We start from the raw sequence: 14,180 nt of genomic DNA, 5'->3' as shown, positions 1-14,180 counted from the left end.
TTTAGATGGATATCGGGATGATTCGTGGCCTGGGCACCGTTGTTGTGATGGTGGCCTTCATCGGTCTGGCGTTGTGGGTGTTCAGCCCCAAGCGCAAGTCGGAGTTTGAAGACGCGACCTTGCTGCCTTTTGCGGATGATCCCGAAGCCATCAAGCACGTCGAGCAAGCTTCTAGGAGTAACAAAGAATGACTACGTTCTGGAGTCTGTACGTCACAGTCCTCAGTCTCGGCACCATCTTCGCCCTGACCTGGCTGCTGCTGTCCACCCGTAGGGGCCAGCGCAGCGAAGCCACCGAAGAAACGGTCGGCCACTCCTTCGACGGGATCGAGGAGTACGACAACCCGCTGCCGAAATGGTGGTTCATGCTGTTCGTGGGCACCATCATCTTCGCCCTCGGCTACCTGGTGCTGTACCCGGGCCTGGGTAACTGGAAAGGCCTGCTGCCAGGTTACAACTACCTGGATAATGAAAAGCAGACCGCGTTCGCCAACGGCCAGAGCGGCTGGACCGGTGTTCACGAGTGGGAAAAGGAAATGGCCAGGTCGGACGCCAAGTTCGGCCCGATCTTCGCCAAGTTCGCTTCCATGCCGATCGAAGAAGTGGCCAAAGACCCGCAAGCCCTGAAGATGGGTGGCCGCCTGTTCGCCTCCAACTGCTCGGTCTGCCACGGTTCCGACGCCAAGGGCGCTTATGGCTTCCCTAACCTGACCGACGCCGACTGGCGCTGGGGCGGTGAAGCGGCAACCATCAAGACCACTATCATGGGCGGTCGTCACGCCGTGATGCCGGCCTGGGCCGAAGTGATCGGCGAACAAGGCGTTGCAGACGTTGCCGCTTACGTGGTGACCAGCCTCCATGGCCGCAAGCTTCCGGAAGGCGCCAAGGCCGACCCGGTTGCCGGTCAAAAGCTCTTCGCTGCCAACTGCGTGGCGTGCCACGGCCCGGCAGGCAAAGGTACCCCAGCGATGGGCGCACCTGACCTGACCCACCCGGCCGGGTTCATCTACGGTTCGAGCTTCGCTCAACTGCAGCAGACCATCCGCTACGGCCGTCAGGGCCAGATGCCTGCGCAAGAACAGCTGCAAGGCAACGACAAGGTTCACCTGCTGGCCGCTTATGTTTACAGCCTGTCCCACGGTGAAAAAGCACCGGTGGCAAACGCCCAGTAAAGCTAACGCTTGATGCTACAAAAAGCGGCCCCGCCAATGAGAATTGGCGGGGCCGTTTTGTTTTCAACACAATCATGTCCGCCCCCTCTACCGACCAGCGGTAGCGACCCGGCCCCCTATGAGATTGCGATACGACCTGCCGAGTAGTAACGTTTCTACAAAGCACTTTCAGGAGGGTCAGCCATGATGGCCATCACCACCATTTCCAGCCGTGAATTCAACCAGGACACAAGTAGTGCCAAAAAAGCCACTCGTCATGGGCCGGTTATCATCACCGACCGTGGCAAGCCTGCTCACGTACTGCTAAGCATTGAGGAGTACCAAAAACTGACTGGCATAAACGCCAACATCGTCGATCTGTTGGTGATGCCAGAGGCAGCCGACATCGAGTTCGAAACCGAGCGTGCCGTGATCATTCATCGACCTGTGGATCTGTCCTGATGTTTCTGCTCGACACCAACGTGATTTCTGAACTGCGCAAACCTCAGGCTGACGCGAATGTCGTCGCCTGGGCCAAAAGTGTCATCGCGCCACGCCTGTTTATTTCGGCCATCACCGTGAAAGAACTGGAGACAGGAGTGCTTCGAATGGAGCGTCGTGATCCCGTCCAGGGGAAGGTATTGCGCAGTTGGCTGAAGCACCACGTCATACCAGCCTTCGATGCCAGAATCCTGCCGGTCGATATCGCCGTGGCACTACGCTGTGCCAGCCTGCATGTTCCGGACCGCGCCAACGAAAGCGATTCCCTGATCGCAGCGACCGCGCTGGTTCATGGCCTTACGGTGGTCACCCGTAACATCAGCGATTTTCAATCCAGTGGTGTTGCCCTGATCAATCCATGGGCCGACTGAGCACCGACACTCGCGTAATCGTCCATAATTCACAAGTCAATTGATTCAAGTCATTACACCGTCAATTGATTTCCACCAACGTGACCAAAGGTCGCACCCTTGTGCCAGAGCTACAGGCGTATCATTGCGCCACTGCAACACCTCTTTTTGACCGCGGTCGGCACGTACTGACCGGGGCATTTTTCCACTGCCGTGGGATGCAATGATGAGCAATCAGATTCCGGTACACGACGTCACTCCACCTGCCAAGAACACGAACAACAGCGTCGACCTCTACGCCTCTCGAGAAAAGATCTACACCCGCGCCTTCACCGGCCTGTTCCGCAACCTGCGGATGACGGGCGGTGCCGTGCTGTTTCTGCTGTATTTCGGCACGGTGTGGCTGAACTGGGGCGCTCATCAGGCCGTCTGGTGGAACCTGCCGGAGCGTAAGTTCTTTATTTTTGGCGCGACCTTCTGGCCGCAGGATTTCATCCTGCTCTCGGGCATTCTGATCATCAGTGCCTTCGGCCTGTTCTTCATCACCGTGTATGCCGGCCGGGTCTGGTGCGGCTACACCTGCCCGCAAAGTGTCTGGACCTGGATCTTCATGTGGTGCGAGAAGGTCACCGAAGGTGACCGCAATCAGCGCATCAAGCTCGACAAGGCGCCGATGAGCGCCAACAAATTCCTGCGCAAATTCAGCAAACACACGATGTGGCTGTTGATCGGCTTCGTGACCGGCATGACCTTCGTCGGTTACTTTTCGCCGATCCGAGAACTGGTGATCGACTTCTTCACCGGCGAAGCCGATGGCTGGTCGTATTTCTGGGTCGGTTTTTTCACCCTCGCCACCTACGGCAATGCTGGCTGGTTACGTGAGCAGGTGTGCATTTACATGTGCCCCTACGCACGCTTCCAGAGCGTGATGTTCGACAAGGACACACTGATCGTCTCCTACGACCCGCGTCGCGGCGAAAGCCGTGGCCCGCGCAAGAAAGGCATCGACTACAAGGCTCAGGGCCTGGGCGACTGCATCGACTGCACCATGTGCGTCCAGGTCTGCCCGACCGGCATCGACATCCGCGACGGCCTGCAAATCGAATGCATCGGCTGCGCCGCGTGCATCGACGCCTGCGACAGCATCATGGACAAGATGGATTACCCGCGCGGCCTGATCAGCTACACCACCGAGCACAACCTGTCGGGGCAAAAAACCCATAAACTGCGCCCACGCCTGATCGGTTACGCGCTGGTGTTGCTGGCGATGATTGCGTTGCTGGTGACCGCTTTCTTCATGCGCTCGCTGGTCGGTTTCGATGTCAGTAAAGACCGCGTGCTGTACCGCGAGAACGCCGAAGGCCGGATCGAAAACGTCTACAGCCTGAAAATCATGAACAAGGACCAGCGCGACCATACCTACGTGTTGGAGGCCACCGGCCTGCCGGACCTCAAGCTGCAAGGCCAGCGCGAGATTAAAGTCGCCGCCGGGGAAATTTTCAGCCAGCCGGTCGAGTTGTCCAGCGCACCGGAACAACTGCCGTCGAGCACCAACGAGGTGAAATTCATCCTCAAGGATGCCGATGACGCCAGCGTCCACGTTGAAGCCAAGAGCCGATTCATCGGCCCACAAATTCGTTGAGAGAAGTGATCATGCCCGCAGCAACTGCCGCAAGTCCCTGGTACAAGCACCTTTGGCCGTGGATCATCATCGCCATCCTGGCCTGCTCGGTGACCTTGAGCCTGTCGATGGTGACCATCGCGGTGAATAACCCGGACAACCTGGTCAACGACAACTATTACGAGGCCGGCAAAGGTATCAACCGTTCCCTGGACCGTGAACTGCTGGCCCAGACCCTACAGCTGCGCGCCAGCGTACACCTGGATGACGTGACCGGCGAAGTCGACCTGCGCCTGAGCGGCAACAGCCAGCCCAAAACCCTTGAGCTGAACCTGATCTCGCCGACCCAGCCGGAGAAAGATCGCAAGATCACCCTGGCCCGCAGCGAAACCGAACAGGGCCGCTACATTGGCCAGTTGAGCGATAAGGTCGAAGGCCGGCGCTTTGTGGAACTGCTGGGCGCGCAGGATGACAGGATCTGGCGCATGTTCGAGGAAGAACAGGTCAGCCATGCCAAGGACCTGATGCTCGGTGATGAGCCGCTGCAAGGCGCCGAAGACCTGAAAAAATAAAGTCGCGCTTCGCTGGCAAGCCAGCTCCTACAGGATCACGCGAACCGTTGTAGGAGCTGGCTTGCCAGCGAAGAGGCCCTACCCGACGACAGAGATTCAGCGGCACTAGTGAAAACCTCATGAGCACCCCCCCCCCCTGCTACCACTGCGCCCTGCCCGTCCCGGCCGGCAGCCGCTTCACCGCCGCCGTCCTCGGGGATACCCGCGAGTTCTGCTGCCCGGGTTGCCAGGCGGTGGCCGAGGCCATCGTGGCCGGTGGGCTGGAAAGTTATTACCAGCATCGCAGCGAAGCCTCGGCCAACCCCGAAACCTTGCCGATGCAACTGGTGGACGAGCTGGCGCTCTATGATCGCGCCGATGTCCAGCAACCCTTTGTCCGCCACGAAGGCGAACTCGCCGAAACCACCCTATTGATGGAAGGCATCAGTTGCGCCGCCTGCGGCTGGCTGATCGAAAAGCATCTTCGCAGCCTGCCGGCAGTGGCCGAAGCACGCCTGAACCTGTCCAACCATCGCCTGCACGTGCGCTGGGCCGACGCACAATTGCCGTTGAGCCAGGTACTCAGCGAACTGCGCCACATCGGTTACGCCGCCCACCCGTACCAGGCCGACCGCGCCAGCGAACAACTGGCCAGCGAAAACCGCCTGGCCCTGCGCCAACTCGGCGTTGCCGGGTTGCTGTGGTTCCAGGCGATGATGGCGACCATGGCCACCTGGCCGGAATTCAACATCGACCTCAGCCCCGAGCTGCACACCATCCTGCGCTGGGTCGCGCTGTTTCTGACCACGCCGATCGTGTTCTACAGCTGCGCGCCGTTCTTCAAAGGGGCGATGCGCGACCTGCGCACCCGCCACCTGACCATGGACGTCTCGGTGTCGCTGGCGATCGGCAGTGCATATTTCGCCGGGATCTGGACTTCGATCACCGGAGTCGGCGAACTGTATTTCGATGCGGTGGGGATGTTCGCGCTGTTCCTGCTGGCCGGGCGTTATCTGGAACGTCGCGCCCGGGAACGCACCGCCGCCGCGACCGCGCAACTGGTCAATCTGTTGCCCGCCTCCTGCCTGCGGTTGAGTGCCGACGGCCAGAGCGAGCGGATCCTGCTCAGCGAGTTGCGCGTGGGCGATCAGGTGCTGGTGCATCCCGGCGCGATCCTGCCGGCCGATGGCAAGATCCTCGACGGCCAGTCGAGCATCGACGAATCCCTGCTCACCGGCGAATACCTGCCCCAACCACGCACCCCGGGCGATGCCGTCACCGCCGGCACCTTGAACGTCGAAGGTGCACTGACCGTGGAAGTCCTGGCGCTGGGTCAGGACACGCGCCTGTCGGCCATCGTCCGTCTGCTGGATCGCGCCCAGGCGGAGAAACCGCGACTGGCGGAAATCGCCGACCGCGCCGCGCAATGGTTTTTGCTGTTGTCGCTTATCGCAGTGGCCGCCATCGGCCTGCTGTGGTGGGAACTGGATTCGTCGCGAGCGTTCTGGATTGTCCTGGCGATGCTGGTTGCGACGTGCCCCTGCGCCTTGTCCCTGGCCACGCCAACCGCCCTTACTGCGGCTACCGGCACACTGCATAAGTTGGGTCTTTTGTTGACGCGCGGCCATGTACTGGAAGGCCTTAATCAGATCGACACGGTGATTTTCGACAAGACCGGTACCCTCACCGAAGGTCGCCTGGCGTTGCGCTCGATCCGACCTCTCGGGGCTCTCACCAGCGATCAATGCCTGAGCCTCGCCGCCGCCCTGGAAAACCGCTCCGAACACCCGATCGCCCGGGCTTTTGGCCGTGCGCCGCTGGCCGCCGAAGAAGTCCACAGCACGCCGGGCCTGGGGCTTGAAGGGTTGGTCGGCGCGCAACGCCTGCGCATTGGCCAACCGGGTTTTGTCTGCGAGCTCAGTGGCACCCAGGTGCCGCTGATGCCCGATGAACCCGGTCAATGGCTGCTGCTCGGCGACAGCCAGGGACCGCTGGCATGGTTCGTCCTCGACGACCGCTTGCGCGCCGACGCACCCGCCCTGCTGGCGGCATGCAAGGCCCGGGGCTGGCGCACGCTGTTGCTGTCCGGCGACAGCTCGCCAATGGTCGCCAGCGTCGCTGCCGAATTGGGCATCGACGAGGCCCGTGGCGGTTTGCGTCCGGATGATAAATTGCAGGTGCTGCAACAGCTGCACCAGGAAGGTCGCAAGGTGTTGATGCTCGGTGACGGGGTCAATGACGTGCCGGTGCTGGCCGCCGCCGACATCAGCGTGGCGATGGGTTCGGCCACCGATCTGGCGAAGACCAGCGCCGACGCAGTATTACTGTCGAACCGCCTCGACGCGCTGGTGCAAGCCTTCAGTCTGGCCCGGCGCACCCGTCGGGTCATCATCGAGAACTTGCTGTGGGCAGCACTGTACAATGGCCTCATGTTGCCGTTCGCCGCCCTCGGCTGGATCACGCCGGTATGGGCCGCGGTCGGCATGTCCATCAGTTCGTTGACCGTGGTGTTGAATGCCCTGCGCCTGACTCGCCTGCCGAGCGCGCCATCCACCAGCGCCACGCCAGAAACCCGCCCGCTGCCGGCCTGAGCCGCGCGGGCATGGAGTCCAGATGCCAGCTCTCTACGTGATGATCCCGGCCGCGCTGCTGATCGTGGCCATCGCTATCTACATCTTCTTCTGGGCGGTCGACAGCGGTCAGTATGACGACCTCGACGGCCCGGCCCACAGCATCCTGTTCGACGACCAGGACCCGAGCCACAAGGCAGCGGTCGACGAGGCCAGCAGCCACCCGGCCAAACCGGACGACAAGGCGCCGCCCCATGCTTGAGTTGGCGCCACTGCTAGTGTCCGCAGTGATTCTCGGCCTGCTCGGCGGCGGGCATTGCCTGGGCATGTGCGGCGGTTTGATGGGCGCATTGACCCTGGCAATTCCCCAGGAACAACGCAGCCGACGCTTTCGATTGTTGCTGGCCTACAACCTGGGGCGAATTCTCAGCTACGCCGCTGCCGGCCTACTGATCGGCCTGGCCGGTTGGGCCGTGGCCAATAGCCCGGCGGCAATGTTCATGCGCATCCTCGCCGGGCTGCTGCTGATTGCCATGGGCTTGTACCTGGCCGGCTGGTGGAGCGGCCTGACCCGCATCGAAAGCCTCGGCCGGGGCCTGTGGCGGCATATCCAGCCGGTAGCCAACACACTGTTGCCGGTATCGAACCTGCCCCGCGCCCTGCTGCTCGGCGCGCTGTGGGGCTGGCTGCCATGCGGGCTGGTTTACAGCACATTGCTGTGGTCGGCGAGCCAGGGTAATGCGCTGGACAGTGCATTGCTGATGCTGGCTTTCGGGCTGGGCACCTGGCCGGTGCTGCTCGCCACGGGACTGGCCGCCGAACGGGTCACGGCCTTATTGCGCAAACGCAGCGTGCGCATGACCGGCGGTTTGCTGGTGATGCTGTTCGGCATCTGGACCTTGCCGGGACCGCATCAGCATTGGCTCATGGGGCATTAGATCAACGCCCCCCCTTGTAGCAGCTGCCGAAGGCTGCGTTCGGCGGCGAAGCCGTCGTAAACCATTCACCTCAATTTTTCAGGTATACCGGGTATCCGCTCTTGCGAGGACTTCGTCCTCGAACGCAGCCTTCGGCAGCTGCTACAAAAGTGCGGTGCACATCCGACCACTCTTGATGCAAATCAAGATGCCCCAACGCCGCAGCCCCTAGACTCGCCCACACTGCCAGCCTATCCGGGGGAATGCCCGCATGCTCGACGCCATTCGTTGGGACACAGATCTGATCCGCCGTTACGACCTGGCGGGACCGCGCTACACCTCGTACCCGACCGCTGTGCAATTCGACAGCCAGGTCGGCACCTTCGACCTGTTTCACGCCCTGCGCGATAGCCGCAAGGCCCTGCGGCCGCTGTCGCTGTATGTGCATGTGCCGTTCTGCGCGAACATTTGCTACTACTGCGCCTGCAACAAGGTCATCACCAAGGACCGTGGCCGCGCCCTGCCCTATTTGCAGCGCCTGGAACAGGAAATCCAGCTGATTGCCTGCCACCTCGACCCGACGCAAAAAGTCGAGCAACTGCATTTCGGTGGTGGCACACCGACTTTTCTCAGCCACGATGAACTGCGGCAATTGATGACTTGCCTGCGCAAGCATTTCAACCTGCTGGACGACGATACCGGCGACTACGGCATCGAAATCGATCCTCGCGAGGCCGACTGGTCGACCATGGGCCTGCTTCGGGAACTGGGCTTCAACCGGGTCAGTATCGGCCTGCAAGACCTCGACCCGGTGGTGCAACGGGCGGTCAATCGCTTGCAAAGCCTGGAAGAAACCCGAGCGGTGATCGACGCCGCCCGGACGCTGCAATATCGCTCGATCAACATTGATCTGATCTACGGCCTGCCCAAGCAGACGCCCGAGAACTTCGCCCGCACCGTCGACGAAGTCATCAACCTGCAACCGGACCGGCTTTCGGTGTTCAACTACGCCCATCTGCCGGAACGCTTCATGCCGCAACGGCGAATCAACGCCAACGATCTGCCGGCGCCGGCGCAGAAGCTGGAAATGTTCCAGCGCACCATCGAACAGCTGACGGCCGCCGGTTACCGCTACATTGGTATGGACCACTTCGCCCTGCCCGACGATGAATTGGCGATTGCCCAGGAAGAATCGACCCTACAACGCAACTTCCAGGGCTACACCACCCACGGTCATTGCGATCTGATCGGTTTGGGGGTCTCGGCCATCAGCCAGATCGGCGACTTGTATTGTCAGAACAGTAGCGACCTGAACCAGTATCAGAACACGTTGGCGTCCGCTCAACTGGCCACCAACCGCGGCCTGCTGTGCAACGCCGACGATCGGTTGCGCAGGGCGGTGATTCAGCAACTGATCTGCCATTTCAGCCTGGAATTCGCGGACATCGAGCAGGCCTTCAATATCGATTTCCGGGGTTACTTCGGCGAACTCTGGCCACAGCTGCAGGACATGGCCAAGGACGGGCTGATCGAACTGGATAATGAGCGGATCACCGTACTCCCGGCAGGCCGATTGCTGGTGCGTTCGGTGTGCATGGTGTTCGATGCGTACCTGGAACACAGCAATCGCCAACGATTTTCACGAGTGATCTAGGGCTAAATCGTCGCAGGCTGGCCCGAATGTCCTTCCGTGGGTTACCCTTACGGCTTATGTGTGTTTTCCCACAAGGATTAAAGAAATGTCCGAGCCAGTAAAACTGCGCGCTCATAACCAGGCCCATTGCAAGGATTGCAGCCTGGCCCCTCTTTGCCTGCCACTTTCTCTGAATCTGGAAGACATGGATGCGCTGGACGAAATAGTCAAACGTGGTCGCCCGCTGAAAAAAGGCGAGTTCCTGTTTCGCCAGGGCGACACGTTCGATTCCGTTTATGCAGTACGCTCCGGCGCCCTGAAGACCTTCAGCCTGAGCGATGGCGGCGAAGAACAGCTCACCGGCTTCCATTTGCCAAGTGAACTGGTCGGTCTGTCAGGCATGGACACCGAAAAGCACCCGGTCTCGGCACAAGCCCTGGAAACCACCTCGGTGTGCGAAATCCCGTTCGAACGCCTCGACGAACTCGCCTTGCAACTGCCCCAACTGCGCCGTCAGTTGATGCGGGTGATGAGCCGCGAGATTCGCGACGATCAGCAAATGATGTTGCTACTGTCGAAGAAAACCGCCGACGAGCGCATCGCGACCTTCCTGGTCAACCTGTCGGCCCGCTTCCGCGCCCGGGGCTTTTCGGCCAACCAGTTCCGGTTAAGCATGTCGCGCAACGAAATCGGCAATTACCTGGGCCTGGCGGTAGAAACCGTGTCCCGGGTGTTCACCCGCTTCCAGCAAAACGAACTGATCGCCGCCGAGGGCAAGGAAGTGCGAATCCTCGACCCGATCCAGCTCTGCGCCCTGGCTGGCGGTTCGATCGAGGGCTGATTCTGGCAACGGCGGCTGAGCGAAACGGTTCAGCCGCCGTTATACTGCGACGTTTGCAACCCGCCAGGACACTTCGACGATGGTCTTCGACTCCTTCGACATCAAATCCCTGATCCGCCCCGTGATCGACTTCCCCAAGCCGGGCGTGATCTTTCGCGATATCACTCCGCTGTTCCAGTCGCCCACGGCCCTGCGCCTGGTGATGGACAGCTTTGCCCATCGTTACGTCGAGGCCGACTTCACCCACATCGGCGCCATGGACGCCCGTGGCTTTCTGATCGGCTCGATCCTGGCCTATCAATTGAACAAACCGCTGGTGCTGTTTCGCAAGCAGGGCAAACTGCCGGCCGACGTGCTGGCCGAGGGGTATCAGACCGAATACGGCGAAGCCTTCCTCGAAGTCCATGCCGACAGCCTGTGCGAGGGTGATTCGGTGGTGATGTTCGATGACCTGATCGCCACCGGCGGCACGCTGATCGCGGCGGCGAACCTGATTCGGCGCATGGGTGCGCGAGTGCATGAAGCAGCGGCGATCATTGACTTACCGGAGCTGGGTGGTTCGCAGCGGCTGGAAGATATGGGGATTCCGACGTTTTGCCTGACGCAGTTTGCGTTGAGCGATCAGTAAGCGGCATCCGCGAAGGGGCCCGTTCGGACGCTACAAAGTAATAGGCTTACGCCCGGCAAACGAATGCGCCAATGTCCCGCCGTCCACCAGTTCCAGCTCGCCACCCAACGGCACGCCGTGGGCGATACGCGAAGCGATCAGGCCTTTGTTGCTGAGCAACTGGGCGATGTAATGCGCCGTGGCCTCGCCTTCCACCGTCGGGTTGGTGGCGAGGATGACTTCGGTAAACGTGCCCGCCTCTTCGATCCGCGCCATCAGTTGCGGAATGCCGATGGCTTCCGGCCCCAACCCGTCCAGGGGCGACAAGTGCCCCTTGAGCACGAAGTAGCGACCGCGAAAACCGGTCTGCTCCACCGCGTAAACATCCATCGGACCTTCCACCACACACAGCAAGGTGTCGTCACGGCGCGGATCGGCGCATTGCGGGCACAGATCGTCTTCGGTCAACGTGCGGCACAAGCGACAGTGACCCACCCCTTCCATGGCCTGGCTCAGCGCCTGGGCCAGTCGCGAGCCGCCGCTGCGATCACGCTCAAGCAGTTGCAACGCCATGCGCTGGGCAGTTTTCTGACCCACACCCGGCAGAATTCGCAGGGCATCGATCAATTGGCGAATCAAAGGGCTGAAGCTCATGGGGAAAAGTCCGACATAACAACGAGACGCGGTTTATACCCGCGCCTCTGTTTAGCGTCAAATAGCAGCATCAATTACCCTGTGGCGAGGGGGCTTGCCCCCGTTGGCTCGCGAAGCGGGCCCAGCATCGAAAGCTGTATTGACTGATTTACGACTGCTGCGCAGCCGAACGGGGGCAAGCCCCCTCGCCACAGGGTAAACCGCAGACAGAAACAAAAATGCCAGGCGCGATGCCTGGCATTTTTTTGTAATCCATCCAACGCGCGCGGGCGAATCAGAATGGCAGTTTCATACCCGGCGGCAGTTGCATGCCAGCGGTCATGCTGCCCATTTTGTCCTGGCTGTTGGCTTCGATCTTGCGTACAGCATCGTTGACGGCGGCGGCGAATACAGCCTCCAGCATCTCTTTGTCGTCTTCGCTCAGGCCTTCGACCAGGCTTGGGTCGATGGTCACGCGCTTGACGTCATGACGACCGGTCATCACCACAGTGACCATATCGCCACCGGCTTTACCGGTGACTTCGGCGTTGGCCAGTTCTTCCTGCATCTTGGCCATTTTTTCCTGCATCTGCTGCGCCTGCTTCATCAGGCCGGCCATGCCACCTTTCATCATGGGAATCACCTCAAAAGTACTTGGATCAAAACAGCGCCCGGCGAATACGGCCAAGCGCCCTCAGTTATTAGCCCTGACTGACCAGGGCTTCGACAGGTTCAATAGTATCGTGACGGACCACCGCCCCGAACTGCTGCATCATTTGTTGGATGAACGGATCGCCGTGGATCGACTCCTCGGCCTCGCGCTGACGGTCGGCCCGGCGCCGGGACGCAGCCTGGGCCGGGGTTTCCTGCTCGGGCTTGATCAACTCGATGCTCAGGGTCAGCGTACGCCCGTAATGCTGGTTCAGCGCATCGTTGAGGCGACGTTGTTGCGTCGCGTTGAACAAGGCGCTGTGGGCCGGGTCCAGGTGCAACAGCCAGTTGTCGCCATCGACGGCGATCAGCGTGCAGTTGGCGGCGATGCTGCCGGTCATGCCGGACACCGGCAGTTTCGGAAACAGCTCCAGCCATTGCAGGGCCAGGCCGGTGGCCGGCATCGCGGCCGGTTCAGGCTCGGGCTCCGGCGCAGGTTCGGCGGTGTGCTCGCTGGCCAGATCGTCGAGGTAGCTGTAGGCCGAATCCATGTCCGGCTCGATGTAGTCCTCGTCCAGCGGCGGTTCGTCGTCCGGGTCCATGCCTGGGGTGGCGGCATCGACTTGGGCCACGGACGGTTCCGGGATCGGCGCAGCGGTCCATTCAGGAGCGTCCGGCACCACGCTGTCCGGCGTCGGCATGGGCATCGGCGGCAATTCGGGTTGTTCGCCGGCCGTCTCCAGCACTGGCTCGACGGCGGGCTGCTGGACCACTTGGGACTCTATCGGGTCGTTCCAGGGCAGATCGACGACTTCCTCGATCGCTACGGGCTCGGGCTCAGGCACGACCACCGGCGTGACCGGCTCAGGCTCAGCGGCCGGGACAGGGGCCGATGCAACCACAGGCGCCACTGGAGCCGGTGCAACGGCCGCCACTGGAGCCGGTGCAATAACCGGCGCGGCAGCCACTGAGTTTGCGGAATCAACCGTGGCCTGGCTGATCCCCACTGGCTTTAGCGGTTGCCTCGGAGCGTCCTCGGTGTCTGCCGGTCGGAACGCGAGCATTCGCAGCAGGACCATTTCGAAGCCGCCGCGCGGGTCCGGTGCCAGCGGCAAATCCCGGCGACCGATCAGGCCCATCTGATAATAAAACTGCACGTCTTCGGCCGGCAGTGCCTGGGCCAGTGCCAGCACCCGATCACGGTCGCCCTGGCCGTTGTCGACGCCTTCAGGCAGAGCCTGGGCGATGGCGACACGGTGCAGCACGTTGAGAATTTCCGAGAGCACGCCGTTCCAGTCCGGGCCTTGCTCGGCCAGATGACGAACCGCTTCGAGCAACGCCTTGGCGTCGCCTTCGATCAGCGCATGCAAGATATCGTAGACCTGGCCATGATCGAGGGTACCGAGCATCGCCCGCACGTCGGCGGCCAGGACCTTGCCTTCACCGAAGGCGATGGCCTGGTCGGTCAGGCTCATGGCATCGCGCATCGAACCGTCGGCGGCGCGCCCCAGCAGCCACAGCGCGTCGTCTTCGAACGGCACGTTCTCGATGCTCAGCACGTGGGACAAATGCTCGACCACCCGCTCCGGGGTCATGTTCTTCAGGGAGAACTGCAGGCACCGCGAGAGAATCGTTGCCGGAAGTTTCTGCGGATCGGTGGTGGCCAGGATGAACTTAACGTAGGGCGGCGGCTCTTCGAGGGTTTTCAACAGCGCATTGAAGGAATGGCTGGAGAGCATGTGCACTTCGTCGATCAGGTAGACCTTGAAGCGCCCGCGACTCGGTGCGTACTGCACGTTATCGAGCAATTCGCGGGTGTCTTCGACCTTGGTCCGGCTTGCGGCGTCGATCTCGATCAGGTCGACGAAGCGGCCCTCATCAATTTCGCGGCACACTGAACACTCGCCGCAGGGGGTCGACGTGATACCTGTTTCACAGTTCAGGCACTTGGCGATGATCCGCGCGATGGTGGTCTTGCCGACCCCACGGGTGCCGGTAAACAGGTAGGCGTGGTGCAGCCGCTGGCTGTCCAAGGCATTGATCAGAGCCTTGAGCACATGGGTCTGGCCGACCATTTCGCCGAACGAGCGCGGACGCCATTTACGTGCAAGAACCTGATAACTCATCGAAAACCGTCGCAACGAAGGAAGCTGAA

At 61.3% G+C, this 14,180-nt stretch carries 15 protein-coding genes; 12 read left to right on the top strand and 3 right to left on the bottom strand.

Features of this window, described 5'->3' with window-relative positions:
* Positions 1–5 precede the first annotated feature (5 nt).
* From HCU66_RS15020 to HCU66_RS14965, 12 genes are all read left to right on the top strand, one after another.
* Positions 6–191, top strand: a complete 186-nt coding sequence (locus HCU66_RS15020; RefSeq protein WP_003175465.1) for a CcoQ/FixQ family Cbb3-type cytochrome c oxidase assembly chaperone — start codon at positions 6–8, stop codon at positions 189–191.
* A complete protein-coding gene (ccoP, locus tag HCU66_RS15015) occupies positions 188–1,171 on the top strand; it encodes a cytochrome-c oxidase, cbb3-type subunit III (RefSeq protein ID WP_205889216.1) in 984 nt (327 codons plus the stop codon). Before HCU66_RS15020 ends, ccoP begins: the two co-directional genes overlap by 4 nt.
* A gap of 186 nt (positions 1,172–1,357) precedes the next feature.
* Positions 1,358–1,612: a type II toxin-antitoxin system Phd/YefM family antitoxin gene (locus tag HCU66_RS15010; RefSeq protein WP_205889225.1), complete on the top strand. Its 255-nt coding sequence runs from the start codon at positions 1,358–1,360 to the stop codon at positions 1,610–1,612.
* On the top strand, positions 1,612–2,022 hold the full coding sequence (locus HCU66_RS15005; RefSeq protein ID WP_205889215.1) for a type II toxin-antitoxin system VapC family toxin: 411 nt from the start codon (positions 1,612–1,614) through the stop codon (positions 2,020–2,022). Before HCU66_RS15010 ends, HCU66_RS15005 begins: the two co-directional genes overlap by 1 nt.
* 205 nt (positions 2,023–2,227) lie before the next feature.
* On the top strand, positions 2,228–3,643 hold the full coding sequence (gene ccoG / locus HCU66_RS15000; RefSeq protein ID WP_205889214.1) for a cytochrome c oxidase accessory protein CcoG: 1,416 nt from the start codon (positions 2,228–2,230) through the stop codon (positions 3,641–3,643).
* Between the two features lie 11 nt (positions 3,644–3,654).
* Entirely contained in the window at positions 3,655–4,194 is a 540-nt protein-coding gene (locus HCU66_RS14995) for a FixH family protein (protein WP_205889213.1), read from the top strand.
* 119 nt (positions 4,195–4,313) lie between these two features.
* A complete protein-coding gene (locus HCU66_RS14990; RefSeq protein ID WP_205889212.1) occupies positions 4,314–6,764 on the top strand; it encodes a heavy metal translocating P-type ATPase in 2,451 nt (816 codons plus the stop codon).
* A 22-nt stretch (positions 6,765–6,786) separates the two neighbouring features.
* Complete coding sequence (ccoS, locus tag HCU66_RS14985; protein WP_205889211.1) at positions 6,787–7,005, top strand: cbb3-type cytochrome oxidase assembly protein CcoS; 219 nt, start codon at positions 6,787–6,789, stop codon at positions 7,003–7,005.
* The gene (locus HCU66_RS14980; protein WP_205889210.1) at positions 6,998–7,681 is read left to right on the top strand and encodes a sulfite exporter TauE/SafE family protein; all 684 of its coding nucleotides are present in this window, start codon (positions 6,998–7,000) and stop codon (positions 7,679–7,681) included. Before ccoS ends, HCU66_RS14980 begins: the two co-directional genes overlap by 8 nt.
* Before the next feature lie 250 nt (positions 7,682–7,931).
* Positions 7,932–9,314, top strand: coding sequence for an oxygen-independent coproporphyrinogen III oxidase (gene hemN / locus HCU66_RS14975; protein WP_205889209.1), 1,383 nt, complete (start codon positions 7,932–7,934; stop codon positions 9,312–9,314).
* Positions 9,315–9,399: 85 nt separating this feature from the next.
* The gene (fnr, locus tag HCU66_RS14970; RefSeq protein WP_205889208.1) at positions 9,400–10,134 is read left to right on the top strand and encodes a fumarate/nitrate reduction transcriptional regulator Fnr; all 735 of its coding nucleotides are present in this window, start codon (positions 9,400–9,402) and stop codon (positions 10,132–10,134) included.
* 79 nt (positions 10,135–10,213) lie between these two features.
* Positions 10,214–10,762, top strand: a complete 549-nt coding sequence (locus HCU66_RS14965; protein WP_205889207.1) for an adenine phosphoribosyltransferase — start codon at positions 10,214–10,216, stop codon at positions 10,760–10,762.
* A 30-nt stretch (positions 10,763–10,792) separates the two neighbouring features.
* On the opposite strand, the gene recR is transcribed toward HCU66_RS14965, so the two are convergent.
* The 3 genes from recR to dnaX all read right to left on the bottom strand — a co-directional run bounded on the left by recR (position 10,793) and on the right by dnaX (position 14,151).
* Positions 10,793–11,395, bottom strand: coding sequence for a recombination mediator RecR (gene recR, locus HCU66_RS14960; protein WP_205889206.1), 603 nt, complete (start codon positions 11,393–11,395; stop codon positions 10,793–10,795).
* 274 nt (positions 11,396–11,669) lie between these two features.
* Positions 11,670–12,008, bottom strand: a complete 339-nt coding sequence (locus HCU66_RS14955; RefSeq protein WP_007933349.1) for a YbaB/EbfC family nucleoid-associated protein — start codon at positions 12,006–12,008, stop codon at positions 11,670–11,672.
* 67 nt (positions 12,009–12,075) lie between these two features.
* A complete protein-coding gene (gene dnaX, locus HCU66_RS14950; protein ID WP_205889205.1) occupies positions 12,076–14,151 on the bottom strand; it encodes a DNA polymerase III subunit gamma/tau in 2,076 nt (691 codons plus the stop codon).
* Positions 14,152–14,180: the final 29 nt, after the last annotated feature.

This window comes from Pseudomonas frederiksbergensis, from assembly GCF_017114915.1.
GTDB lineage: Bacteria > Pseudomonadota > Gammaproteobacteria > Pseudomonadales > Pseudomonadaceae > Aquipseudomonas > Aquipseudomonas frederiksbergensis_I.
This window is presented reverse-complemented; position numbering and strand designations above follow the sequence as displayed.

What these genes read in the sequence shown, in the direction of transcription:
- ccoP (WP_205889216.1), top strand. Translation starts at nt 188, where the DNA reads ATGACTACGTTCTGGAGTCTGTACGTCACAGTCCTCAGTCTCGGCACC.
- HCU66_RS15005 (WP_205889215.1), top strand. Translation starts at nt 1,612, where the DNA reads ATGTTTCTGCTCGACACCAACGTGATTTCTGAACTGCGCAAACCTCAG.
- recR (WP_205889206.1), bottom strand. Translation starts at nt 11,395, where the DNA reads ATGAGCTTCAGCCCTTTGATTCGCCAATTGATCGATGCCCTGCGAATT.
- HCU66_RS14990 (WP_205889212.1), top strand. Translation starts at nt 4,314, where the DNA reads ATGAGCACCCCCCCCCCCTGCTACCACTGCGCCCTGCCCGTCCCGGCC.
- HCU66_RS15020 (WP_003175465.1), top strand. Translation starts at nt 6, where the DNA reads ATGGATATCGGGATGATTCGTGGCCTGGGCACCGTTGTTGTGATGGTG.
- dnaX (WP_205889205.1), bottom strand. Translation starts at nt 14,151, where the DNA reads ATGAGTTATCAGGTTCTTGCACGTAAATGGCGTCCGCGCTCGTTCGGC.
- ccoS (WP_205889211.1), top strand. Translation starts at nt 6,787, where the DNA reads ATGCCAGCTCTCTACGTGATGATCCCGGCCGCGCTGCTGATCGTGGCC.
- fnr (WP_205889208.1), top strand. Translation starts at nt 9,400, where the DNA reads ATGTCCGAGCCAGTAAAACTGCGCGCTCATAACCAGGCCCATTGCAAG.
- HCU66_RS14980 (WP_205889210.1), top strand. Translation starts at nt 6,998, where the DNA reads ATGCTTGAGTTGGCGCCACTGCTAGTGTCCGCAGTGATTCTCGGCCTG.
- HCU66_RS15010 (WP_205889225.1), top strand. Translation starts at nt 1,358, where the DNA reads ATGGCCATCACCACCATTTCCAGCCGTGAATTCAACCAGGACACAAGT.
- HCU66_RS14955 (WP_007933349.1), bottom strand. Translation starts at nt 12,008, where the DNA reads ATGATGAAAGGTGGCATGGCCGGCCTGATGAAGCAGGCGCAGCAGATG.
- HCU66_RS14965 (WP_205889207.1), top strand. Translation starts at nt 10,214, where the DNA reads ATGGTCTTCGACTCCTTCGACATCAAATCCCTGATCCGCCCCGTGATC.
- hemN (WP_205889209.1), top strand. Translation starts at nt 7,932, where the DNA reads ATGCTCGACGCCATTCGTTGGGACACAGATCTGATCCGCCGTTACGAC.
- ccoG (WP_205889214.1), top strand. Translation starts at nt 2,228, where the DNA reads ATGAGCAATCAGATTCCGGTACACGACGTCACTCCACCTGCCAAGAAC.
- HCU66_RS14995 (WP_205889213.1), top strand. Translation starts at nt 3,655, where the DNA reads ATGCCCGCAGCAACTGCCGCAAGTCCCTGGTACAAGCACCTTTGGCCG.